General features: G+C 74.4%; 23 protein-coding genes. 16 read left to right on the top strand and 7 right to left on the bottom strand.

What is annotated here, in order from left to right:
• The first annotated feature begins 115 nt into the window (after window positions 1-115).
• The 7 genes from ACWIX7_RS00180 to ACWIX7_RS00210 all read left to right on the top strand — a co-directional run bounded on the left by ACWIX7_RS00180 (window position 116) and on the right by ACWIX7_RS00210 (window position 4,672).
• Window positions 116-754 carry a GNAT family N-acetyltransferase gene (locus ACWIX7_RS00180; protein ID WP_448619610.1) on the top strand — a complete coding sequence of 213 codons (639 nt, stop codon included), beginning with the start codon at window positions 116-118 and terminating at the stop codon, window positions 752-754.
• 134 nt (window positions 755-888) lie between these two features.
• Window positions 889-1,299: a cupin domain-containing protein gene (locus ACWIX7_RS00185; protein WP_448619611.1), complete on the top strand. Its 411-nt coding sequence runs from the start codon at window positions 889-891 to the stop codon at window positions 1,297-1,299.
• Between the two features lie 70 nt (window positions 1,300-1,369).
• Entirely contained in the window at window positions 1,370-1,927 is a 558-nt protein-coding gene (locus ACWIX7_RS00190; RefSeq protein ID WP_448619612.1) for a putative immunity protein, read from the top strand.
• Between the two features lie 88 nt (window positions 1,928-2,015).
• Window positions 2,016-2,165 (top strand): mycothiol transferase, encoded by a 150-nt coding sequence (locus ACWIX7_RS00195; RefSeq protein WP_448619613.1) that lies wholly within the window; start codon window positions 2,016-2,018, stop codon window positions 2,163-2,165.
• Between the two features lie 206 nt (window positions 2,166-2,371).
• Window positions 2,372-2,809, top strand: coding sequence for a hypothetical protein (locus tag ACWIX7_RS00200; protein ID WP_448619614.1), 438 nt, complete (start codon window positions 2,372-2,374; stop codon window positions 2,807-2,809).
• 281 nt (window positions 2,810-3,090) lie between these two features.
• Window positions 3,091-3,441, top strand: coding sequence for a YciI family protein (locus ACWIX7_RS00205; RefSeq protein ID WP_448619615.1), 351 nt, complete (start codon window positions 3,091-3,093; stop codon window positions 3,439-3,441).
• Between the two features lie 4 nt (window positions 3,442-3,445).
• On the top strand, window positions 3,446-4,672 hold the full coding sequence (locus ACWIX7_RS00210) for an RNA polymerase sigma factor (protein ID WP_448619616.1): 1,227 nt from the start codon (window positions 3,446-3,448) through the stop codon (window positions 4,670-4,672).
• Window positions 4,673-4,845: 173 nt separating this feature from the next.
• Here the strand turns inward: ACWIX7_RS00210 and arfB are convergent, their stop codons facing one another.
• On the bottom strand, window positions 4,846-5,286 hold the full coding sequence (gene arfB, locus ACWIX7_RS00215) for an alternative ribosome rescue aminoacyl-tRNA hydrolase ArfB (RefSeq protein WP_448619617.1): 441 nt from the start codon (window positions 5,284-5,286) through the stop codon (window positions 4,846-4,848).
• 23 nt (window positions 5,287-5,309) lie between these two features.
• Window positions 5,310-5,801: a membrane protein insertion efficiency factor YidD gene (gene yidD, locus ACWIX7_RS00220; protein WP_448619618.1), complete on the bottom strand. Its 492-nt coding sequence runs from the start codon at window positions 5,799-5,801 to the stop codon at window positions 5,310-5,312.
• 62 nt (window positions 5,802-5,863) lie between these two features.
• Between yidD and mmuM the strand changes: the two genes are divergently transcribed.
• The 3 genes from mmuM to ACWIX7_RS00235 all read left to right on the top strand — a co-directional run bounded on the left by mmuM (window position 5,864) and on the right by ACWIX7_RS00235 (window position 8,639).
• A complete protein-coding gene (mmuM, locus tag ACWIX7_RS00225; protein ID WP_448619619.1) occupies window positions 5,864-6,808 on the top strand; it encodes a homocysteine S-methyltransferase in 945 nt (314 codons plus the stop codon).
• Window positions 6,809-6,882: 74 nt separating this feature from the next.
• Window positions 6,883-8,148 carry a hypothetical protein gene (locus tag ACWIX7_RS00230; RefSeq protein ID WP_448619620.1) on the top strand — a complete coding sequence of 422 codons (1,266 nt, stop codon included), beginning with the start codon at window positions 6,883-6,885 and terminating at the stop codon, window positions 8,146-8,148.
• Window positions 8,145-8,639, top strand: coding sequence for a hypothetical protein (locus tag ACWIX7_RS00235; RefSeq protein ID WP_448619621.1), 495 nt, complete (start codon window positions 8,145-8,147; stop codon window positions 8,637-8,639). Before ACWIX7_RS00230 ends, ACWIX7_RS00235 begins: the two co-directional genes overlap by 4 nt.
• 40 nt (window positions 8,640-8,679) lie before the next feature.
• Here the strand turns inward: ACWIX7_RS00235 and ACWIX7_RS00240 are convergent, their stop codons facing one another.
• Window positions 8,680-9,537 (bottom strand): glucose 1-dehydrogenase, encoded by an 858-nt coding sequence (locus tag ACWIX7_RS00240; RefSeq protein ID WP_448619622.1) that lies wholly within the window; start codon window positions 9,535-9,537, stop codon window positions 8,680-8,682.
• Between the two features lie 205 nt (window positions 9,538-9,742).
• Here ACWIX7_RS00240 and ACWIX7_RS00245 point away from each other — a divergent pair, with 205 nt between their 5' ends.
• Window positions 9,743-12,289 (top strand): DEAD/DEAH box helicase, encoded by a 2,547-nt coding sequence (locus tag ACWIX7_RS00245; protein WP_448619623.1) that lies wholly within the window; start codon window positions 9,743-9,745, stop codon window positions 12,287-12,289.
• 199 nt (window positions 12,290-12,488) lie between these two features.
• On the opposite strand, the gene ACWIX7_RS00250 is transcribed toward ACWIX7_RS00245, so the two are convergent.
• A complete protein-coding gene (locus ACWIX7_RS00250) occupies window positions 12,489-12,968 on the bottom strand; it encodes a hypothetical protein (protein ID WP_448619624.1) in 480 nt (159 codons plus the stop codon).
• 205 nt (window positions 12,969-13,173) lie between these two features.
• Here ACWIX7_RS00250 and ACWIX7_RS00255 point away from each other — a divergent pair, with 205 nt between their 5' ends.
• The 3 genes from ACWIX7_RS00255 to ACWIX7_RS00265 are packed head-to-tail and all read left to right on the top strand — an operon-like array spanning window position 13,174 to window position 15,519.
• Window positions 13,174-13,953, top strand: coding sequence for a sulfite exporter TauE/SafE family protein (locus ACWIX7_RS00255; RefSeq protein ID WP_448619625.1), 780 nt, complete (start codon window positions 13,174-13,176; stop codon window positions 13,951-13,953).
• Between the two features lie 55 nt (window positions 13,954-14,008).
• Entirely contained in the window at window positions 14,009-14,755 is a 747-nt protein-coding gene (locus ACWIX7_RS00260; RefSeq protein ID WP_448619626.1) for a hypothetical protein, read from the top strand.
• Window positions 14,752-15,519, top strand: a complete 768-nt coding sequence (locus ACWIX7_RS00265) for a sulfite exporter TauE/SafE family protein (RefSeq protein ID WP_448619627.1) — start codon at window positions 14,752-14,754, stop codon at window positions 15,517-15,519. The genes ACWIX7_RS00260 and ACWIX7_RS00265 overlap by 4 nt, the downstream gene beginning before the upstream one ends.
• A 48-nt stretch (window positions 15,520-15,567) precedes the next feature.
• Here ACWIX7_RS00265 and ACWIX7_RS00270 read toward each other — a convergent pair whose 3' ends face one another.
• Window positions 15,568-16,923: a sensor histidine kinase gene (locus ACWIX7_RS00270; protein WP_448619628.1), complete on the bottom strand. Its 1,356-nt coding sequence runs from the start codon at window positions 16,921-16,923 to the stop codon at window positions 15,568-15,570.
• Between the two features lie 313 nt (window positions 16,924-17,236).
• On the bottom strand, window positions 17,237-17,737 hold the full coding sequence (locus ACWIX7_RS00275) for a hypothetical protein (protein WP_448619629.1): 501 nt from the start codon (window positions 17,735-17,737) through the stop codon (window positions 17,237-17,239).
• A gap of 303 nt (window positions 17,738-18,040) precedes the next feature.
• Here ACWIX7_RS00275 and ACWIX7_RS00280 point away from each other — a divergent pair, with 303 nt between their 5' ends.
• Window positions 18,041-18,223: a helix-turn-helix domain-containing protein gene (locus ACWIX7_RS00280; protein WP_448619630.1), complete on the top strand. Its 183-nt coding sequence runs from the start codon at window positions 18,041-18,043 to the stop codon at window positions 18,221-18,223.
• A 127-nt stretch (window positions 18,224-18,350) separates the two neighbouring features.
• Here the strand turns inward: ACWIX7_RS00280 and ACWIX7_RS00285 are convergent, their stop codons facing one another.
• Window positions 18,351-19,019, bottom strand: a complete 669-nt coding sequence (locus tag ACWIX7_RS00285) for a hypothetical protein (RefSeq protein WP_448619631.1) — start codon at window positions 19,017-19,019, stop codon at window positions 18,351-18,353.
• A gap of 444 nt (window positions 19,020-19,463) precedes the next feature.
• Here ACWIX7_RS00285 and sbnA point away from each other — a divergent pair, with 444 nt between their 5' ends.
• Window positions 19,464-20,558 carry a 2,3-diaminopropionate biosynthesis protein SbnA gene (gene sbnA, locus ACWIX7_RS00290; RefSeq protein WP_448619632.1) on the top strand — a complete coding sequence of 365 codons (1,095 nt, stop codon included), beginning with the start codon at window positions 19,464-19,466 and terminating at the stop codon, window positions 20,556-20,558.
• The last annotated feature ends 3 nt before the right edge of the window (window positions 20,559-20,561 follow it).

Consider the following 20,561-nt stretch of genomic DNA (forward strand, 5'->3'; position numbering starts at 1 on the left):
GTCGACGAGGTTCGACGGCGCCGGTTTCCCGGCGACGGCATCGGCGTCAAGCCTGCGTTCCGTCGACCTCACGCCGTCCCGATGACCGTTGTTAGGGCGCGCCTACGCTGGCCGGGTGGCCGACCGCGTGATCACCGTGCACCTCGGCGTCCCGTCGGTCCGCCCCGCCGAGCAGCGCGACGTGCCCCGGATCGCCGCCACCCTCACGCTCGTGCAGGCCACGTCGCGCTGGGCCCGCTGGGCGCTGCCCGACGACGGCCGGGTGCAGCGGCTGACCCGGCTCGCCGAGCTCGACGCCGGCCACCGCGCCGTCTCCACCGGCACCGGCTGGGTCACCGAGGACGTCACCGCCGTCGCCGCGTGGCAGGCTCCGGAGGGGGCGCGGGGCACCCGCCCGCTGCCCGACGACGTCCGTGCCGCGCTGGCCACCGAGCTGCCGCACGTGCACGGCTCCCGCTGGGACACCGTCCGCCGGACCCACGAGCTGGTCGACGCCGCCCGCCCGGCCGGGCCGCACTGGTGGCTGGACCACCTGGGCACCCGGCCCAGCAGCCGACGGCACGGCTACGGGACGGCGCTGCTGCAGCCGGCACTCGAGCGCTGCGACGCGGACGCCCTGCCCGCCGCCGCCGTCGTCTCGACCTGGGCCGCCGTCCGGTTCCTGCGGCGGCTCGGCTTCGACGTCGACCAGTCGATGGAGAGCTCCGACGGCACGCTGCCGCTCTGGCTGCTGGTGCGCCCGCCCCAGGACTGATCCCTCCCCGCCCGGGTGGGGTCTCCGTTCCCGCCACGCGGTCGCGGTGTGCTCCTGACGTCGGTCGCGTCCCCGCAGCGGGTCCTCGTGGTCGGGGGTGCGCACCAGGGCGGTGCCTGTGCCAGCCTGGCTCCATGGTCAACGAACCGGTCGACCTCGCCGAGAGGCTGTCCCAGTTCTCCGAGCACTGGTCCCCGAAGGTGGTCGCCCGCCTCAACGACTACGAGGTCAAGGTCGTCAAGGTCGAGGGCGAGTTCGTCTGGCACACCCACGAGGACACCGACGAGCTGTTCCTGGTCATCGACGGGGAGTTGACCATCCAGCTGCGCGACGGCGACGTGGTCCTGCGTCCCGGCCAGCTGTACGTCGTTCCCCGAGGGGTGGAGCACTGTCCCAGCGCCGACGGTGAGGTGCACGCGGTGCTCGTCGAGCCGACCGGCGTCGTGAACACCGGTGACGCGGGCGGCCCGATGACGGCCCGGTACGACGACTCGCTGGCACAGCCAGCACAGGCCCGCTCACCGATCCCTCGGAGAGGTGAGTGATCCGCTCCGGAGAGGATCGGCTGACGGGCGTCTCGTCGGGACGCCGGCTCCTGCACCGGAGGTTGACGCCATGGCGGACGGCTCCGAGGCGATCGCGCTCAGCCGATCCGAACTGCGAGCGGTCGCCGGCTACGCGGTGGCGTGCGCGCGACCAGCACTGGCGGTCTTCGAACGTGAACGCCCTGGTGATCGGCGCCCACGAACGGCGATCGAGGCTGCCCAGGCGTTCGCGGATGGAGGCGAGCGGACCAAAGCCCTGCGTGACAGCGCCTGGGCGGCTCAGCGGGCGGCTCACGAGGCGCGCGATGCGGGACAGGCAGCGGCGAGCGACGCTGCGCGCGCGGCCCTCGCCGCGGCTGGTGCGGCCTTCCTCCACCCCCTGCCAACAGCTGCTCAGGTCAAGCACATCCTCGGATCGGCCGCTCATGCCGCACGGGCGTTCGAACTCTCCGCCGGAGACGATCCCGCTGTCGGACTCGACCAGATCGCACGGTCCGGGGTCCTTGCGCCTCCCCTCGTCGTGGACGTCCTGAGGCGCTACCCGAGCGCACCGTCGGGTGGTCGACGTGTCGGGGAGCTGATCCGGGTGTTGGACGCATCGCTGCGACGACCGGCGCGCGACGGATGACCGACACGGCGCGGGAGATCGGGCGCCCGCTGGCGGCGGTGCTGCGTGCGGGATGCATCGCGGGTCTGCCGGCGGCCGGCCGCCGGTGATGAACTCGTCACGGCGACGTCGAGTGCGCCGGTACGGCGAGGTCTCACTGCGCTGGATCTACGTCCACGTGATCGAGGGAACCGCCCGGCATGCCGGCCACGCGGACATCCTCCGAGAGCTCACCGACGGCGCCGCTGGCGTCGTGTAGGCAGCGCCGAAGAGTCGGTTCCGCAGGTCGATCCCCCTCGAGGTGCTCCAGGTCGACGCTCGGGGCGGCGAGCATCCCGCTACGCACCATCCTCGAGCCCGTCTCCGACAGCCGATCGACTGTCCGACGGCGTCGTCGATCCCATCTGACACCCTGCGCGGCATGCGCGGACCACGGATCAGCGGCATCCCCGCTCGGGGTGGGCGATGGCTGCGCGTCTCGGCCAGACGGCGTGGCTGGTCGGCAACCTCTACGAGGGGCTCGTCGGGATGCCGCAGTTGCTCGCCGATGCCCGACCCCGCCGCTCACCGGGACTCCTCACCTCGGGCAGCCCGGTGCGGTACTACGTGCCGGTGGCTCCCCTCGCCGTCGGCGCGACAGGGGTCACCCTGCTGCAGAACTGGCGATCCGGGGGCGACCGCCTCCTCATCGCCGCAGCGGGCACGGCCGTTGCCTCCGCGCTCGCGCTGAGCGGCTACCTCATCCAGACGGTGAACCGACCCCTCCTCGCGGGTGCCGGGCCGCTGACCGACGTCGACAGGCACCGGCTCGTGTCCACCTGGCATCGCGTGAACGCCGTACGGCTCGTGGCGCTCGCCCTCGCATCTGCGACGTCGACCCGCCTCGCGCCACCCGGTCCTTGAGGCCTGCACCTCGCGCCCGACGGCCAGCAGGCTCTCGCGGGTCCGCATCCCTGCAGCAGCGGATCGTCCGCGGAACGGCCTGCGGACCCTCGAGCGGCTCGTCGCGCACCCCCCGGCGATGCCGTAGGACGATCGGCCGGCTGCGGCCACTCACCGCACCCGTGACCAGGTGGCTCAGCAATGGCGAAGAGATCCCGTCCGGCTGTCGATCTGCGGTCGGGTCGTTCGTACAGGGGGTGAGCGGCCGGTACCGTGCCGGCCGCCGAACCCGAGGAGATCCCATGCCGCAGTACCTGCTCAGCCTGATCCAGCCCGACGGCCCGATGCCCGCGCCGGAGGTCCTCGGCCCGATCATGCGCGACGTCGCCGCGGTGACCGAGCGGATGCGTGCCGCCGGCGCCTGGGTCTTCTCCGCCGGCCTGCACCCGGCCGAGACCGCGACCGTGGTGCGGCCCGCGGGCGAGGACCTCCTGGTCACCGACGGCCCCTACGTGGAGGCCAAGGAGCACGTCGGCGGCTTCACCATCGTGGAGGCCGAGGACCTCGACGCCGCGCTGGCCTGGGGCCGCGAGGTCGCCCGGGCGACCACCCTGCCGGTGGAGGTCCGCCCGATCGCCAACGGGGGCGTCTGACGCGGTGCCCAACGTCCGCACGCATGACATCGAGGCGGTCTTCCGCGAGTCCTACGGGCGCGCGGTCGCCGTCCTCACCCGCCTCCTCGGCGACATCGACGCCGCCGAGGAGGCGGTACAGGACGCCTTCCTGACCGCCCTGCAGCGCTGGCCGGTCGACGGCGTGCCGCCCAGCCCCGCCGGGTGGATCGTCACCACCGCCCGCAACCGGGCCATCGACCGGCTGCGGCGCGAGTCCACCCGCACCGACCGGTACCGCGCGGCGGCGCTGCTCGCCGACCCCGGCCCACCGCCCGAGGAGGGCGCCGTGCGCGACGACCGGCTGCGCATGCTGTTCACCTGCTGCCACCCCGCCCTGGCCCCCGCTGCCCGCGTCGCGCTGACGCTGCGGCTGGTGGGTGGGCTGTCCACCGCGGAGATCGCGCACGCGTTCCTCGTCCCGGAGGCGACGATGGCCCAACGGCTGGTGCGGGCGAAGAACAAGATCCGCGATGCCCGCATCCCCTACCGGGTGCCGGCCGAGGTGGACCTGCCCGACCGGCTGTCCGGCGTCCTGGCGGTCGTCTACCTCGTGTACTCGGAGGGGCACACCGCGTCGGCGGGCGAGGGACTGGTGCGCACCGACCTCTGTGCGGAGGCGGTCCGGTTGGCCCGTGGGCTGGTCGAGCTCATGCCCGACGAGCCGGAGGTGCTCGGCCTGCTGGCGCTGGTGCTGCTGAGCGAGTCGCGCCGGTCGGCCCGGGTCGCGCCCGACGGGTCGCTCGTTCCGTTGGCGGAGCAGGACCGTTCCCGGTGGGACGCCGCGCTCATCGCGGAGGGCCAGGAGCTGGTGCGCCGCTGCCTGCGGCGCGGCGCCCCCGGGCCGTACCAGGTGCAGGCGGCGATCCAGGCGGTGCACAGCGACGCCGCGTCCGCGGAGGAGACCGACTGGGCGCAGGTCCTCGCGCTCTACGACCACCTGATGGCGCTCACGCCGAGCCCGGTGGTGGCGCTCAACCGCGCGGTCGCGGTGGCCGAGGTGCACGGCCCGGAGGCGGCCCTGGCGCTGCTCGACGGTCTCGACCTGCCGCGTTCGCACCTGCTGCCCGCCGTCCGGGCCGACCTGCTGCGCCGGCTGGGTCGCGCGGCCGAGGCCGCCGCGGCCTACGACGCGGCCCTCGCGCTGGCCGGCAACGCGACCGAGCGGGCCTTCCTGGAGCGGCGGCGGGCCGAGGTCGCCAGCGCCGGCTGAGCCGCGGCCGCCGGCTGCCTCCCCGGACCTCCACCCCTGCTCACAGGAGGAAGCAGGGGTGGAGATCCGGCAGGGGTACTGCGTCCCGACCGCGGCCACCGGGTGCCTCCTCGACAGTCAGCCCCTGCCCACAGGTGTGGGCAGGGGCTGAGCGTCCCCGGGTGTGTTCCCGGTCAGTCCCAGCGGCGACGCGAGCGCTTCAGCTCGCCGCGCTGCTTCTTGGCCTGGATGCGGCGCTCCTGCGACCCGCGCGTGGGCTTCGTGCGCCGGCGCGCAGGAGGCGGCGGGGCCAGCGCCGCACGCAGGACGGCGGCCAGCCGCTCCCGGGCGGCCTGCCGGTTGCGCAGCTGCTGACGGTGCTCGCTGGCGGCCACGGTCAGGACGCCATCCACCAGCCGGCCGGCCAGGCGCGCAGCCAGCCGCTCGCGCTGGACGTCGGTCAGCCCGGGCAGCTCCAGCGGCGCGACCGACAGCTCCACCCGCGAGTCGGCGGTGTTCACGCCCTGCCCGCCCGGACCCGACGAGCGGGAGAACCGCCAGTGCAGCGCGGCCGCGGGCACGACGAGGGAGCCGGTGACCGGGAGGTCCCCGGAGGCGTCGTCGGTGGTCGGCATGCGGCCAGTGTCGCCGAGGGACCTCAGGCCGCGGTGGGCACCGGGTCGGGGCCACCGGCCGCGCCGGGGCGGCAGCGCAGCAGCCGGCGCAGCGTCAGCCAGCTGCCCCGCGCGGCGCCGTGCTGCTCCAGCGCCCCGACGGCGTAGGACGAACAGGTCGGCTCGAAGCGGCAGCACGGCGGTCGCCGTGGGCTGACCTCGCGCTGGTAGACCCGGACGGCGGCCACCAGCCGGTCCCGCGCCCGGGTCCCGCGCCGTCCGGTGCCGGCGGCGTGCACGTGCCGCACCGTCGTCGGCACGAGGAACAGCCCGTCGATGCCGCAGCCGATCGCGTTGGCCAGGCAGCAGCCGGTGTTGAGGAACAGCAGGTCGCGCAGGCACGACCCGTCCCGGTCGTAGCCGCGGCGCGGGCCGCGGCCGTACCCGTACCCGTACCCCGGTCCGTACCTGCGGCCGTACCCCGGTCCGTGCCGGCGCCGCCGCGGGCGCCAGCCGCTGCTCCAGACGAAGACCATGACCCCGATCCTCGGGCCGCCCGGCTGCCCGCGCCCGGCGAACCGGGAGGACCATCGGCCGCATGCCCGACTTCCCCCTCGCCACCGCGCTGGCCACCGGCCCGGTCGTCCTCGACGGCGGCCTGGCCACGGAGCTGGAGACGCAGGGGCACGACCTGTCCTCGGCGCTGTGGTCGGCGCGGCTGCTGCACGACGACCCCGGGGCGGTCGTCGCCGCGCACGCCGCCTTCGCCGCCGCCGGCGCCCAGGTGGCCACGACGGCCAGCTACCAGGTGTCGGTGGAGGGGCTGGCCGCTGTCGGGCTGGACGTGACGGAGGCCCGGCGGCTCGTCGTCCGCTCGGTCCACCTGGCCGAGCGCGGGGCCCCGGAGGCGTGGATCGCCGGGTCGGTCGGGCCCTACGGCGCGGCCCTCGCGGACGGGTCGGAGTACACGGGGAACTACGCCGACGAGGTCGGCGTCGAGCGGCTCCGGCAGTGGCACCGGCCGCGCATGCAGTGGCTGGCCGAGGCCGGGGCCGACGTCCTGGCCTGCGAGACGGTGCCCGCTGCCGCCGAGGCGGAGGCGCTGCTGGAGGAGGCCGACATGCTCGGGATGCCGGTCTGGCTGTCACTCACCACGGTGCTGGACGGCGACGGCGTCGTCCGCACCCGCCGTGGCGAACCGGCCGAGGAGGTGTACGCGATGGCACGCGAGGTCGACGCGGTGGTGGCGGTCGGCGTCAACTGCACCGCCCCGGACGGCGTCCTGCCCGCGGTGACCGCCGCTTCGGCCGCGGACAAGCCCGTCGTCGTCTACCCGAACAGCGGGGAACGGTGGGACGCCGCCGCCCGCCACTGGACCGGGCCCGCCGGCCTCTCCCCCACCGACGCACTCACCTGGGTGGACTCCGGCGCCCGGCTCGTCGGCGGGTGCTGCCGTGTGGGGCCCGAAGCCATCGCCGCCCTCGCCCGTGCCCTCCGCCGCGTCCGGTCCGACGAGGCGGTCGGCACGGACGACGGCCGTTGACCTCCGTAGCACCGAGTGGACGGTGCGCCACAGACCCCACCCGGCCGGGTGGGCGCCCCGACGGACGGAACCTCATGCGACGAGCACTGCTCACCGGCTCCGCGGCCACCGCCGTGGTGGTCGGGACCCTCACCCCCGCACTGGCCGAGACCGACGAACGACGCTGCTCCCCGACCCGCGGCGACGTGCCGGTGTGCTCGACGGACGGCTCCGCTGCGACCGCCACATTCCTCGACCCGACCGCCACCGTCACCGGGGCCCGGCACGTCAGCCTCGGCGAGCAGACCTACGTCGGCCCCTTCGCCGAGCTGCGTGCGACGCAACGGGGGCCGATCAGCGTCGGCGCGTCGTCCAACGTCCAGGACAACGTGCTGCTCGACGCCCGCGGCGGCAGCGGCATCCAGGTCGGCGACCGCGTCATCCTGGCCCACGGGTCCTCGGTGCGCGGCTCGACGAGCATCGGCATCGAGTCCAGCCCGCCGCCCCCGCAGGTCGAGGGCACGGTGGACACCCTCGAGGGCTCGGTGTTCCTGAGCTTCGGCAGCGAGGTCGACGGCGCCACCGTCGAACTCAACGCCGGGGTCTCCGCGCTGGCCCGGGTCGCCCCCGGCGTCACGCTGCCCAGCGGCTTCCTCGTGCTGCCCGGCAAGAACGTGACAACCGACGCCGAGGCCAGCGACCCGGCCCTGGGCAAGGTCCGCTACCTCAACCAGGCCGACGTCGCGTTCAACGAGGCCGTCGTCCACGTCAACGAGTCGCTGGCCCGCGAGTACACCGAGCTGTACCGCGAGGACCCGAGCGCCGTGCGTGGGGCCAACGTCGACCCGGGTGGCAGCGACTTCAACCCCGACCGCGACCTGCCGAGCTTCGCCGGCGAGGAGCAGGCGCAGCCGGACTCCCCCAACCGGGTCATCGGCGACGTCCGCCTGGCCGACACCTACGACCGTTTCACGCAGCGCACCGGCGAGCGGATCGCCATCCGCGCCGACGAGGGTGAGCCCTTCGTGATCGGCCACGTCGACCGGATGGACGACGACGTGGTTTTCCACGCCCTCGAGCACAGCGACGTCCACGTCGGCGACGACGTCCGCTACGGCGAGGGCGCGATCGTGCACGGCGGTGGCCGCGTCGTCGTCGAGGGCCAGCCCGAGGAGCAGACCGTGGTGGGCGACCGTGTCCGCCTCGGCGACGGGTCGGTCGTCTTCCGCAGCACCATCGGCGACGGCGCCCGGATCGGCGACCGCAGCGCCGTCGTCGGCACCGACCTGCCCGCCGGCGCCGTCGTCCCGCCGGACACCATCGTCCTGAACGGCGAGGTGTTCGGCGCGGTCGAGTGGTGATCTCGCCCGCGCTCTCCCGCGGCCCGGCGGCCGTCCTGCTCACCCTCGCCGCCGGGCTCACCGGCTGCTCGTCCGCGATCGGGGACGAGCAGCGGGCGACCGTGCCGACCGCACCTTCCCCGGCGACCGTCGCGGGACCGGCCCCGGTCCTGGCGTCGGCGACCCTCACCGACGACGTCGACCCGGCCGCCGGCACCTGGTCGACCACGTGGCTGGCGTGCTTCGAGCCGCTGCCCGGCGAGGAGGACCCCGAGCGCTGGGAGGTCCAGGCGGTGACCGCCGAGGGCGTCTCCCCACGCATCGAGGAGCTGCCGGGGAGCTGCGTCGGGCTGCAGCTGGCGCAGGGCCCGGGAGCGGCACCGGCGGACGACCCCGGGCGGACCGCCGCCCTGGCCGACGCCGCGTCGCTGGCCTACCGGGCCCGCGGGGTGCGCGCCGACGCGTCGGTGACGCCGTGGAGCGAGCCCGTCGTCGCCGGCAGCGCCGGCTGAGCGGGCCCCGGGCGCGCAGCACGCGCCCGGGGCGGGGTGCTCAGAGGATCGGCTTGCCGCCGGTGACCGCGACCCGTGCGCCCGAGACGTAGGACGCCTCGTCGCTGGCCAGCATCACGTAGACCGGCGCCAGCTCGGCCGGTTGCCCGGCGCGGCCCAGCGGCACCTGCTGGCCGAAGCTCTCCACCTTCTCCTCCGGCATGGTCGCCGGGATCAGCGGTGTCCAGATCGGGCCCGGGGCCACGCTGTTGGCCCGGATGCCCTTCTCGGCCAGCATCTGCGCGAGGCTGGCGGTGAAGTTGGCGATCCCGGCCTTGGTCATCGCGTAGGCGATGAGGTTGGGGCTCGGGTTGTCGGAGTTCACCGACGACGAGTTGATGATCGACGCCCCCGGCTGCATGTGCGGGACCGCGTCCTTGGTCAGCGTGAACATCGCCGTCAGGTTCAGCGCCACCGTGTGGTCCCACTCCTCGTCCGAGATCTCCTCGAGCGAGTCGTGGCTCATCTGGAAGGCCGCGTTGTTGACCAGGATGTCGACCTTGCCGAACTCCTCGACCGCCTTCGGGATGATCGTCTTCTGGTGGGCGCGGTCGGCGAGGTCACCAGGCACCAGCACGCACTTCCGGCCGGCCTCCTCGACGTACTTCGCGGTGTCCTTGGCGTCCTCGTGCTCGTTGAGGTACGAGATCAGGACGTCGGCGCCCTCCCGGGCGAAGGCGATCGCGACGGCGCGGCCGATGCCGCTGTCGCCGCCGGTGATCACCGCCGCCTTGCCGGTCAGCCGGCCGGAGCCGCGGTAGCTCTCCTCGCCGTGGTCGGGCTTGGGGTCCATCTGCCCGAGGGTGCCGGGGACGTCCTGCTGCTGGGCGGGCTGGGACTCGGGGCGGGGTTCGGACATGGCACTACCTCCGTGGACGTGCGGGACGGCGGTGCGCCGGCGCTCTTCTCACGCCGCCCGGGAGCCGGGCCACCGCCGCGTCCTCCGCCCGCTACCCCCGCACGGACTCCTCCGAACCGGCCCGGTCACGAACCGGTGGACCCCGCGACCGCCTGCCACGCCCTGCGCGGGAAGTTCCGCCGCGTCCGGCACGCTGTCCCCCACGATGACCGCCACCGCACCTCCCCTCCTCGACGACCCGTCCGACCTCTCGGCCCTCCGGGCGCGCGGCGCCGACCCCGACGAGCTGTTCACCTCGTTCGCCGCCTGGGCGCAGGCGCAGGGCACCGTGCTGTACCCGCACCAGGAGGAGGCGCTGATCGAGCTGGTCAGCGGCGCCAACGTCGTCCTCGCGACGCCGACCGGATCGGGCAAGTCGCTGGTGGCCACCGGTGCGCAGTACGCGGCGCTGGCAGCAGGCAGGCGCAGCTGGTACACCGCGCCGATCAAGGCGCTGGTCAGCGAGAAGTTCTTCGCCCTGTGCGGCGTCTTCGGCGCCGAGAACGTCGGCATGCTGACCGGCGACGCCGCGGTCAACCGGGACGCCCCGATCATCGCCTGCACCGCGGAGGTCCTGGCGAACATCGCGCTGCGCGAGGGCGCCGACGCCGACGTCGGCCTGGTCGTCATGGACGAGTTCCACTTCTACGGCGACCCCGACCGCGGCTGGGCCTGGCAGGTGCCGTTGCTGGAGCTGCCGAGGGCGCAGTTCCTGCTGATGAGCGCCACCCTGGGCGACACCGGCTGGCTGCGCGAGGACCTCACCCGCCGCACCGGCCGGCCCACCGCGCTGGTGGCGAGCGCGGAGCGCCCGGTGCCGCTGCACCACTACTACGCGACGACGCCGATGCACGAGACGATCCAGGAGCTGCTGGACACCCGGCAGGCGCCGGTCTACGTCGTCCACTTCACGCAGGCCTCGGCGCTGGAGCGGGCGCAGGCGCTGATGAGCGTCAACGTGTGCACCAAGGAGGAGAAGGCCGCGATCGCCGACATGATCGGCGGGTTCCGCTTCACCACCTCCTTCGGGACGACACTGTCGCGGCTGGTCCGGCACGGCATCGGGGTGCACCACGCCGGGATGCTGCCCAAGTACCGGCGGTTGGTCGAGCAGCTGGCCCAGGCCGGCCTGCTCAAGGTCATCTGCGGCACCGACACCCTCGGCGTCGGCATCAACGTGCCGATCCGCACCGTGGTCTTCTCCGCGCTGTCGAAGTACGACGGCACCCGCACGCGGCTGCTCAACGCCCGCGAGTTCCACCAGATCGCCGGGCGGGCCGGCCGCGCCGGCTACGACACCGCCGGCACCGTCGTCGTCCAGGCCCCCGAGCACGAGGTGGAGAACCTCCGGCAGTTCGCCAAGGTCGCCGACGACCCGAAGAAGCGCCGCAAGCTGGTGCGCAAGAAGGCGCCCGAGGGCATGGTGCCGTGGTCGGAGGGCACCATGCGCCGGCTGGTGGAGGCCGAGCCGGAGCCGCTGACCAGCAACATGCGGGTGTCGACGGCGATGGTGCTCGACGTCGTCGACCGGCCCGGGGACCCGTTCGCCGCGATGCGCCGGCTGCTGACCGAGAACCACGAGCCGCGCAAGCGGCAGCTGCGGCACATCCGCGAGGCGATCGGCATCGCCCGCTCGCTGCTGCAGGCGGGGGTGCTGGTGCGGCTCGACGAGCCGGAGCCGGACGGACGGCGCTACGACCTGACGGTGGACCTGCCGCCGGACTTCGCGCTCAACCAGCCGCTGTCGACCTTCGCGCTCGCCGCCATCGACCTGCTGGACCCCGAGTCGGAGACCTACGCCCTCGACGTGGTCAGCGTCATCGAGGCCACCCTCGACGACCCGCGGCAGGTCCTGGCCGCGCAGCTGAACAAGGCCAAGGGCGAGGCGGTGGCCCAGATGAAGGCCGAGGGGATCGAGTACGAGGAGCGCATGGAGCTGCTCGAGGAGATCAGTTACCCGCAGCCGCTGGCCGAGCTGCTCGAGCACGCGCTGGAGGTCTACACCCGCTCGAACCCGTGGGCGGCCGATGCGCACCTGTCGCCGAAGTCCGTCGTCCGGGACGTGTGGGAGAACGCCTACACCTTCCGCGAGCTGGTCAACACCTACGGGCTGACCCGCGCGGAGGGCGCGGTGCTGCGGTACCTCTCCGACGCCTACAAGGCGCTGCGCTCCGGCGTCCCCGCGGCCGCCCGCACCGACGAGGTGACCGACCTCGTCGAGTGGCTCGGCGAGCTGGTCCGCCAGGTCGACTCCTCGCTGCTCGACGAGTGGGAGCAGCTGACCAGCCCGGACCAGCCGCTGGACGCGCCGGTCGCCGTCCCGGTCCGCCCGCGGCCGCTGACCGGCAACGAGCGGGCGTTCACGGCGATGGTGCGCAACCAGCTGTTCCGGCGGGTGGAGCTGTTCGCGCGCCGCCGCTGGTACGACCTCGGCGAGCTCGACCGCGGCTCCGGGTGGGACGCCGAGCGGTGGGGCGAGGTGGTGCAGGCCTACTTCGCCGAGCACGCCGAGCTGGGCACCGGCGCCGACGCCCGCGGCCCGGCCCTGCTCATCTGGGACAAGAGCGAGCCCGGGGTCTGGCGGGTGCGGCAGATCCTGGACGACCCGGCCGGCCACCACGACTGGGGCGTCGACGTCGAGATCGACCTCGAGGCCTCGGACGAGGAGGGCGCGGTGGTGCTGCGCCTGGTCGACGCCGGCCGCAAGGACTGAGGCGTTCCCCGCCCCGCCGGAGTTGATCATGGAGTTCTCGCTCGCGACACGGGCGGACACGCCGTGGGTGCCGGCACGAACGCCATGATCACCAGCCGAGTGCGGCCGAGGGAGAACGGCGGGGTCGACCGTCCGGCTCCTCTACGCCGACCGTCGGCTCGCTCCCACCCTGCTGGAGCAGGTCACGGCGCTCGCGTGATCAGGTGAGGTGCAGGTACCAGGCGCACAGGAAACAAGCCAGCGCGAGCCAGGTCAGCCCGGCGCGGACCCAGTTGGCGCGCAACCAGCGGGCCCGGGCGACTCGCCAGTCGTCGGGCACCGCCTCGGGCTCCCAGGACAGCATCACGTCGTAGTTCGGTTCCGACCACCGCCGCGAGACCACGAACGGGCCGGTGACCGCAGCCGCCAGCCCGACCGCCGTCAGGACGAACGCTGCGCTGGTGACCTGGTCCCGCAGACCCACCAGCGCCACGGCCGGGGCGAGCACCAGCAGGGCCACGAGCACGGTGTTGGTGGGCGACGTGCGGGCCACCGGCAGGAACGCGCGCATCGCCTCCGCGAAGCCGCGCGGTCCCTGGGTCGCGTACACCGGGTGCAGGATCGTCGTGAGCATCAACAGGAGCCCCGACCAGAGGCCGGCGGCTACGACGCTTACCCCGAGCGCGATGTCTGCCAGCACGTCCGCTCCCCCTCCCGGGACGAAGAGGTCGCGACGAGCCTGGCACCGCCCGGGGTGCGGCGGCGTCCTCGCGCACGCCCGTCGGCGGCCTCCCCCGCGCGTTGGCACCCGACGTGGCCGCTGCCGACGCCCGGTCACGACCGGTCCCGCCGACCCGTCGGTCCACCTCCCCGCCCCACCTGGCACCCTCGCGGCTGATGTCCGCATGAGCCTGCTGGAGATGCTCGCGGTCGCCGCGGCGGGGCTGGCCGCGGGGGCCATCAACGCCGTCGTCGGCTCGGGCACGCTGGTGACCTTCCCGGTGCTGCTGGCCGTCGGGCTGCCGCCGGTGACCGCGACGATCAGCAACTCCCTCGGCCTGGTGCCGGGCAACCTCGCCGGCTCGCTCGGCTACCGGCGCGAGCTGGCCGGGCAGCGCTGGCTGCTGCTGCGACTGCTGCCCGCCTCGGTGCTCGGCGCGCTGACCGGCGCGTTCCTGCTGCTGCACCTCCCGGCGAGCAGCTTCGAGGCGATCGTGCCGGTGCTGGTCGGGCTGGCCGTCGTCCTCGTCGCCGTGCAGCCGCTGGTGTCGCGGGCCCTGGCGCGCCGGCGGTCCGTGGACGAGCCGCCGTCGGGGATCGGCCCCGGCCGGCTGGCCGCACTCTTCGCCGGCGCCTACGCGACCGGCAGCTACGGCGGCTACTTCGCGGCCAGCCAGGGCGTCCTGCAGATCGGCGTCTTCGGGCTGCTGCTGCGCGAGTCCCTGCAGCGGCTCAACGCGATCAAGAACGTGCTCACCCTCGCGGTCAACGGGGTGGCCGCCGGCGCCTACGTCGTCGTGGCCACCGACCGCGTCGACTGGCGCGCGGCCGGGCTGGTCGCGGCCGGCTCGCTGCTGGGTGGGTACGTCGGCGCCCGGTTCGGTCGCCGGCTGCCCTCGGCCGTGCTGCGCGGCGCGATCATCGCGCTCGGGTGCGTCGCGATCGCCGTCCTGCTCACCCGCTGACACTCCGGGACCGGCCGGTGTCGGGACCTGCAGGTCCACGCGGCAAGCTGGAGCCATGACCAGGAGTGCAGCCGACCGCTTCGACCAGGCCCTGGGCACCACACCGGCCGACCTCCACGGACCCGAACTGCTGCCCTGCCGGCTGGCGCGCGCCTGCGCCGCCGCGCTCGGGGTCGACGGCGCCGGGCTGAGCCTGCACGTGGGCCTGCTCCGGACGCCGATCGGCGCCAGCGACGCGCAGACCGCGCACGCCGAACGCCTGCAGTTCACCGTCGGCGACGGCCCCTGCCTGCGCGCGCAGGACAACGGCACGGTGATCGCCTTCTCCCTCGAGGACATCGCCCGCAACTGGCCGGAGCTGTGGGCCTCGATGCTCAACGAGACGACCTACGGAGGCGTGCTCTCGGTGCCGCTGCCCCCGCCGATGGGGCCGCTCGTGGTCCTGGACCTGTACGTGCGCGACCCCGCGCGGCTGACCTCCCTCGACCGCGACGAGCTGCAGGCAGTCACCCGGATGACCACGCAGGAGCTGGCGGTCACGGTGTCCGGGCCGGAGTTCCCCGAGGACGGCAGCAACTGGCTGGAGGGGCCGGACGCGCAGCGGCGCGCCCTCGTCTGGCAGGCCATGGGCCTGGTCGGCATCGCCTTCGGGCTCGACGCCACCGACGCGATCGCCACGATGCGCGCCTCGGCGATCGCCGCGGGCCGGGTGGTGGACGACATCGCCGAGGACATCGTCGCCGGCCGCCTGGTGCCGGCCGACCTGCGGGCGGCCCCGGACCGCGACGGCGACGGCGGGTGACCCCTGCGGAGTTCGCCCTGCTCGTGCTGGCCGGCGTCGGCGGCGGGCTGACCGGGAGCATCGCGGGCCTGGCCTCGCTGGTGAGCTACCCGGCGCTGCTCGCGGCCGGTCTGCCGCCGGTGGCGGCCAACGTGACCAACACCGTCGCCCTGGTGCTCAACGGCGTGGGCTCGGTGAGTGCCTCCCGGCCGGAGCTGCGCGGGCAGGGACGGCGGCTGCTGCGCCTGGCGGGCGGCGCGGTGCTCGGCGGCGCGGCCGGTGCGGCGCTGCTCCTGCTCACGCCGTCGGACGCCTTCGAGCGGATCGTGCCGTGGTTGATCGGCGGGGCCGCGGTGGCGCTGCTGGTGCAGCGGCCGCCGCGGGAGCTGGCCGCACGAGGGGTCGCCGCGCACCCGACGCACCGCGACCCGTGGTGGCTGCCGCTGGCCGTCGCCGCGATCGCCGTCTACGGCGGCTACTTCGGGGCGGCAGCCGGCGTGATGCTGCTCGCGCTGTTCCTGCTCTCGACCGGCGAGGGCCTGGCGGTCGGCAACGCGCTGCGCAACGTGGTGCTCGGCCTGGCCAACCTGACGGCCACGGTCGGCTTCGCCGTGTTCGCCCCCGTCGCCTGGTCGGCGGCGTTTCCGCTGGCGATCGGCCTGTTCGTGGGTGGGCGCCTCGGCCCGCGGGTGGTGCGCCGCGCGCCGCAGGCGCTGCTGCGCCGGCTCATCGCCCTCGCCGGACTCGGCCTGGCGGTGCACCTCGCCGTCCAGGCCTACGGCTGAGCAGCCGGACGCCGCCGGGGACGGCACGGACGAGGTCGGCGGCGACCGTCACGCGGGTGCGTGTGAGCCTGCCGCTGCAGCCTCCTCCTCGCCCGGTTCCGCAGCTGAGGCCGGCGGTAGGAGGAGGGTGAACACGGGCGGTGCCGCCCGCGTCAGGCCCAGACGGCCCTGCTCGCCCTCGGCGAGGCGGCGGGCTAGGCCCAGGCCGATGCCGTGCCCGTCGTGCCGGTCGGCCCGCTCCGTGAAGAGGAGCCCGGGGGGTTCCTGCACCCCGGGACCCTCGTCGGAGACGTCGACGGCCACTGCACCGCTGGCCTCCCGTACGGCGACGGTGACGGTGCCCCCACCGTGCTCGGTGGCGTTGTCCACGAGAACGGCGAGGACCTGCCGGACCGCGGCCGCCGAGGCGTGCGGATCCGGTGTCTGAGGGTCGACCCGGACCTCGAGGTCGCGGCCCGTGAGGGCCAGCCTGGCCTCCCACTCCGGGGCCAGCTCACCGAGCAGCGCCTGCAGGTCGATCTGGTCGGCCTGTCCGGCCTGCCCGGCGCGCGCCAGGGTCAACAGCTCGTCGATGATCGCCTCCAGGCGGTCGGCGTCGACCAGGCTGGCGGCGATCGCAGGTCGAGGGTCCTCGTCGGTGCACTCGAGGGCGGCCTCCAGGCGCAGGCGCAGGCCGGCCAGGGGCGTCCGCAGCTGGTGGGAGACATCGGCGGAGAACGCGCGTTCGCGGGCGAGCAGGTCGTCCAGGCGGATGGCGGTGGCGTCGAGCGCAGCCCCGACCGCATCGATCTCCGCGATCCCGCCCCGGCGGGTGCGGACGCTGAAGTCCCCATCGCCGAGTCTGCGGGCGCGCCGCTCCAGGTCCTCCAGGGGCTCCGCCAGGCGGCGAGCCTGCCGACGTCCCACCAACCAGGCCACGGACACCGCGGCGGCGGCCAGCCCGGCCATCCCGGCCCAGATGAGGGCGACCTCCCCGACCACGTCGCTGCGGACCTCGGTGACCAGCACGGCGCCGATCACCTCGTCGCCATGGGTGACCGGCACAGCCGCGACGAGGAGATCACCGTCCGTCCCTGAGCGCACCGCGCCGTCCAGCGCTGAGTCCAGGACGTCGAACTCACGATCGGGTGCCGGTCCGGCCATCCGGCGACCATCCTCGTCGAACACGGCCGCGGTCACGTGTTCGCCGTCGTCCCCGACGTCGGTGAGCTCCTCGGGGTCGATCGACGAGCCCTCTTCCACCTCGCCGGCGATGTCGATGGCGACCTCGCTGGCCACCCGCACGAGATGGCTGCGTTCCTTCCCCAGCAGGCGGTCCAGCACTGCGGCGCCGAGCGGCACCGCGAACAGGCACGTGGCGAGCACGGAGACCAGGACGGCGAGGGTGATGATCCGAGTGCGCACGAGCGTCACCTCCGTTCCGCCGCCTGCTCCTCGCAGGTCCCCGCGGGGGCGCCACGGTGCAGCGCCACGAGGCGCTGCCACCACGTCCGCGAACCGTTCACCGTGCGGCGCGCACCAGATGCTCCCGCACCAGCGGGTCCGGCAGTGGGCGTGGATGGCAAGAAGTCGCTAGGGCGTCGCAAGAAGTCGGTAAAGCGCCGGTGCCGACTCCTCCTCGTCGCGGGAGCGGCCGTCACGAGTCCGCTGCCGGCGCGCACCGACGGGACGTCGCCCACTCCTGCGACGCAGCGTCCTGCGGGCCGGGTCGGGACGGTCAGTTCATGCTGAGGACGCCGACCCCCGGGACGAGGAGACCCGGTGCGTCGGGCCCGCCCCACACCCGCCACGGCCCGAGGTCGATCGGGTGCGGACGCTCCGGCTCCGCCGGCACGGGGTCGATCGCCCAGGTGCTGGTCGTGGTCAGCGTCCCGAAGCGGCTGTCCGCGCCAGCGCCCGACGTGGTCAGGCACCGTGCGGTGATGCACGGGTTCGGTCCGGTGCGGGTCAGAGCAGCGCGGAGCCGCTGCAGGACCGCGTCGAGCTGCGCGGGGGAACACGGGTCGTCACGGGACACGTGCACGTCGACGATCAGCAACTCCGACCCGGCACGCGTGCGAGCACGGTCGTCGACTGCCCAGCTCAGGGAGATGAACTGGGGCTCTGCCCGGTACTCCGGTGCGCCCTCCCCCTCCAGGCGCCGCGCGTAGTTGGCGAGCAAGGTCCTCAGTGTGGCGTCCCGGACGATGAGGTTGACCGCCACGGATCGAAGTTCCACGAGACCTCCCTCGGCGCGGACGACGGCGACGCGAGCGCGAGGCCCGTCGTCCGCGATGTCTCTCCCGGCTCGACGCTAGGCCGGCGATGGCGAACACCAGCCCAGCGGGGAGCAAGGCTCTGGTTAATCGTCCGGTCCGCCGTGCGTGCGGGTCCTCCTGGCCGGCGCAGCGACCGACGGTCACCCTGGGACGGCTCCGGGGCCACGGTTCCGGCGCACTGTCTACGTGCGCGCGCGGACACGCAGCGATGCCGCCGGGCCCTCCCGTCCGGCCAGGTCGACCTGGCCGTCGAGGTGTTCCACATGCTCGTCGACGCGACCCGGATGCGGATCCTGTGGGCGCTGATCGGCCGGGAGCTGTCGGTCAACGAGCCGGCCGCCGAGGTGGGCACGCTGCCAGCGTCGGTGTCGCAGCACCTGGCCGAGCTGCGCAGCGCGGTGATCCACGCCCACCCGGCCGCCCGGCACGAGGTCGCCACCCCCTGACGCGCTCGGCCGCCCGCCGCCGTGCCCCGCCGTCGCCTGCCCGGAGAGCTCGCTGACGGCGGTCGGCTGGCTCGTGGTGCGCGGGGTCCGGCGGGGTGGTCGACCAGGTCCGGGACGCGCGCGGGCCTCAGGTGCTGACGTAGGCGGCCAGGAAGAGGACGAACGCGCTCGCCAGCAGCAGCAGCCGGGCCGGTGTGAGGCCGTTGATCAGGTTGGCCGTCGCCTCCACCCAGGCCGGACGGATGCCGGCCTCCCGCGCACCGCGGCGCACCAGCCGGACCTCGTCGGCCAGCAGGGCCCCGGCCGCGCCGAGCATGCCGAGCCCGACGGTGAGGAAGACCAGGGCCAGGCGCTCGCGGAATGCCTCGGCGACCCCGGCGAGCAGCAGCACGACGACCAGTCCGGCGAGCAGGCCGATCACCGCACCGGCGACGGGTGCCCACGGGCCCATCCGGGTCAGCGGAAACGGGACCCGGGCGCCGATCCGGGGACGGCGGGCGACCGGGACGGTCGGCTGGGCGGCCTCCGTCGTCGCCGGGCCGGGACCAGCGGCCGGCTGCGGCGGCGCCGGCGGCGTCCCGACCGGGATCGGGCCGGTCGCCGTCGGGCCGGCCGGGACCGGCTCGGACGGGACCGGGCCGGACGGGACCGGGCCCGAGGGCACGGGCCCGGACGACTCGGCGCCCGCGGGGCTGGCACCGGACGGCGTGGCGCCGGACGGGGTCGCCCCGACGGGCTCGGCCGCGGGCAGCTCGGTGGTCACGGGGGACGACGGGGTGCGGGGTGCCTCGGACATCGCCGTCCACGCTAGGCGGAGGCACCGACGGGGGCGCGGAGGCCGGTGCGGGTGTCGACACGTCGACACGCGTCCTGAGCAGGGTCCCTGGTCCCGGGCCGTCCGGACTACACCGGATGGCCGATGGAGACGAAACCTCTCCGTAACACAGACTTCGTGCACCACACCGGCTCGACGGCGCCCGGCGGTGCCGTCGGTCCTGCCGGTTCTGCGAGCGCGCAGGGGAGCCCATGGTCCTGACCCAGCCCGAGCAAACGCCCCTCGGACGTCGCTGTCCCGCCAGCCGCGCCGGTCCTGCCTGTCTCCTCCTCTGACCGCACGGTCCGCCCCTCGGTGTATCACCCGCCGGCCGCCGCCCTCTGTGTGAGTGCGAGCGCCACCCCCCTCCCCGTTCACCTGGTGCCCATGAGCAGCCGCGTGCGCTGCCACTTTGAGGAGACCGTAGTGACCGTCATCTCCGTCCCGCAGGCCTTCAACGAAGACGACCTGTACGTGGACCTGCGGTCGATCGTCGACGCCCCGCTGTATCTCAAGTGCGAGGGTTTCAACTTCGCCGGCTCGATCAAGCTCAAGGCCGCCACCGAGATGGTGGAGGCCGCGGAGCGGGACGGCGTCCTGACGCCGGACTCCGTGCTGATCGAGTCCTCGTCGGGCAACCTCGGCGTCGCGCTGGCCATGATCGCGGCCAGCCGCGGCTACCGGTTCCTGTGCGTGACCGACCCGCGCTGCAACCTGTCGACCCGGCGGCTGATGGAGGCCCTGGGCACCCAGGTGCACACCGTCACCGAGGAGGACCCGGGGGGCGGCGGCCTGCTGGCGGCGCGGAAGAACTACGTGCGTGCGATGTGCGCGTCCGACAGCCGCTACGTGTGGCTCAACCAGTACCGCAACCCGAACAACTGGGGAGCGCACTACCGCCGGACGGCGCCGGCCATCGCCCGGTCCTTCCCCGAGCTGGACGTGCTGTTCCTGGGGGCGGGTACCACCGGCACCCTGATGGGCTGCGCGCGCTGGTTCAAGCAGTGGCACCGGCCGGTGCGGGTCGTCGCCGTCGACAGCGTCGGTTCGGTGTCGTTCGGCGGACCGCCCAGCCGGCGGGTGATCCCCGGCCTGGGCAGCGGTGAGCGGCCGGAGATGCTCGACGAGTCCTACGTGGACGAGGTGGTCATGGTCGAGGAGGCGGACACGATCCGCGCCTGCCACCGGCTGGCCCACCGCGGCTTCCTGTTCGGCGGCTCCACGGGCACGGTGGTCAGCGGCGCGGCGAGCTGGCTGGCCCGCAACGGGAGCGCCGACGTCACCGCCGTCGCCATCGCCCCCGACCTGGGCGAGCGGTACCTCGACACCGTCTACCAGACCAACTGGCTCGAGGACCTCTTCGGCAAGAACGTGCTGGCCCCGGTCCAGGCCGCCCATCCGTTCCCGGAGAGCCTGTCGCGGCCGGCCGAGGCGGGCGCCGACCCGGGTGGTACCACCCTGGTCACCTCCCGGCCGGACGCCGAGGTCGTCCAGCTGCCCGCGCCGCGGACGGGGAACTGACGT

The organism is Geodermatophilus sp. URMC 65, assembly GCF_053502545.1.

What these genes read in the sequence shown, in the direction of transcription:
- ACWIX7_RS00185 (WP_448619611.1), top strand. Translation starts at nt 889, where the DNA reads ATGGTCAACGAACCGGTCGACCTCGCCGAGAGGCTGTCCCAGTTCTCC.
- ACWIX7_RS00190 (WP_448619612.1), top strand. Translation starts at nt 1,370, where the DNA reads ATGGCGGACGGCTCCGAGGCGATCGCGCTCAGCCGATCCGAACTGCGA.
- ACWIX7_RS00195 (WP_448619613.1), top strand. Translation starts at nt 2,016, where the DNA reads ATGAACTCGTCACGGCGACGTCGAGTGCGCCGGTACGGCGAGGTCTCA.
- ACWIX7_RS00200 (WP_448619614.1), top strand. Translation starts at nt 2,372, where the DNA reads ATGGCTGCGCGTCTCGGCCAGACGGCGTGGCTGGTCGGCAACCTCTAC.
- ACWIX7_RS00205 (WP_448619615.1), top strand. Translation starts at nt 3,091, where the DNA reads ATGCCGCAGTACCTGCTCAGCCTGATCCAGCCCGACGGCCCGATGCCC.
- arfB (WP_448619617.1), bottom strand. Translation starts at nt 5,286, where the DNA reads ATGCCGACCACCGACGACGCCTCCGGGGACCTCCCGGTCACCGGCTCC.
- yidD (WP_448619618.1), bottom strand. Translation starts at nt 5,801, where the DNA reads ATGGTCTTCGTCTGGAGCAGCGGCTGGCGCCCGCGGCGGCGCCGGCAC.
- mmuM (WP_448619619.1), top strand. Translation starts at nt 5,864, where the DNA reads ATGCCCGACTTCCCCCTCGCCACCGCGCTGGCCACCGGCCCGGTCGTC.
- ACWIX7_RS00230 (WP_448619620.1), top strand. Translation starts at nt 6,883, where the DNA reads ATGCGACGAGCACTGCTCACCGGCTCCGCGGCCACCGCCGTGGTGGTC.
- ACWIX7_RS00240 (WP_448619622.1), bottom strand. Translation starts at nt 9,537, where the DNA reads ATGTCCGAACCCCGCCCCGAGTCCCAGCCCGCCCAGCAGCAGGACGTC.
- ACWIX7_RS00245 (WP_448619623.1), top strand. Translation starts at nt 9,743, where the DNA reads ATGACCGCCACCGCACCTCCCCTCCTCGACGACCCGTCCGACCTCTCG.
- ACWIX7_RS00255 (WP_448619625.1), top strand. Translation starts at nt 13,174, where the DNA reads ATGAGCCTGCTGGAGATGCTCGCGGTCGCCGCGGCGGGGCTGGCCGCG.
- ACWIX7_RS00260 (WP_448619626.1), top strand. Translation starts at nt 14,009, where the DNA reads ATGACCAGGAGTGCAGCCGACCGCTTCGACCAGGCCCTGGGCACCACA.
- ACWIX7_RS00280 (WP_448619630.1), top strand. Translation starts at nt 18,041, where the DNA reads ATGCTCGTCGACGCGACCCGGATGCGGATCCTGTGGGCGCTGATCGGC.
- ACWIX7_RS00285 (WP_448619631.1), bottom strand. Translation starts at nt 19,019, where the DNA reads ATGTCCGAGGCACCCCGCACCCCGTCGTCCCCCGTGACCACCGAGCTG.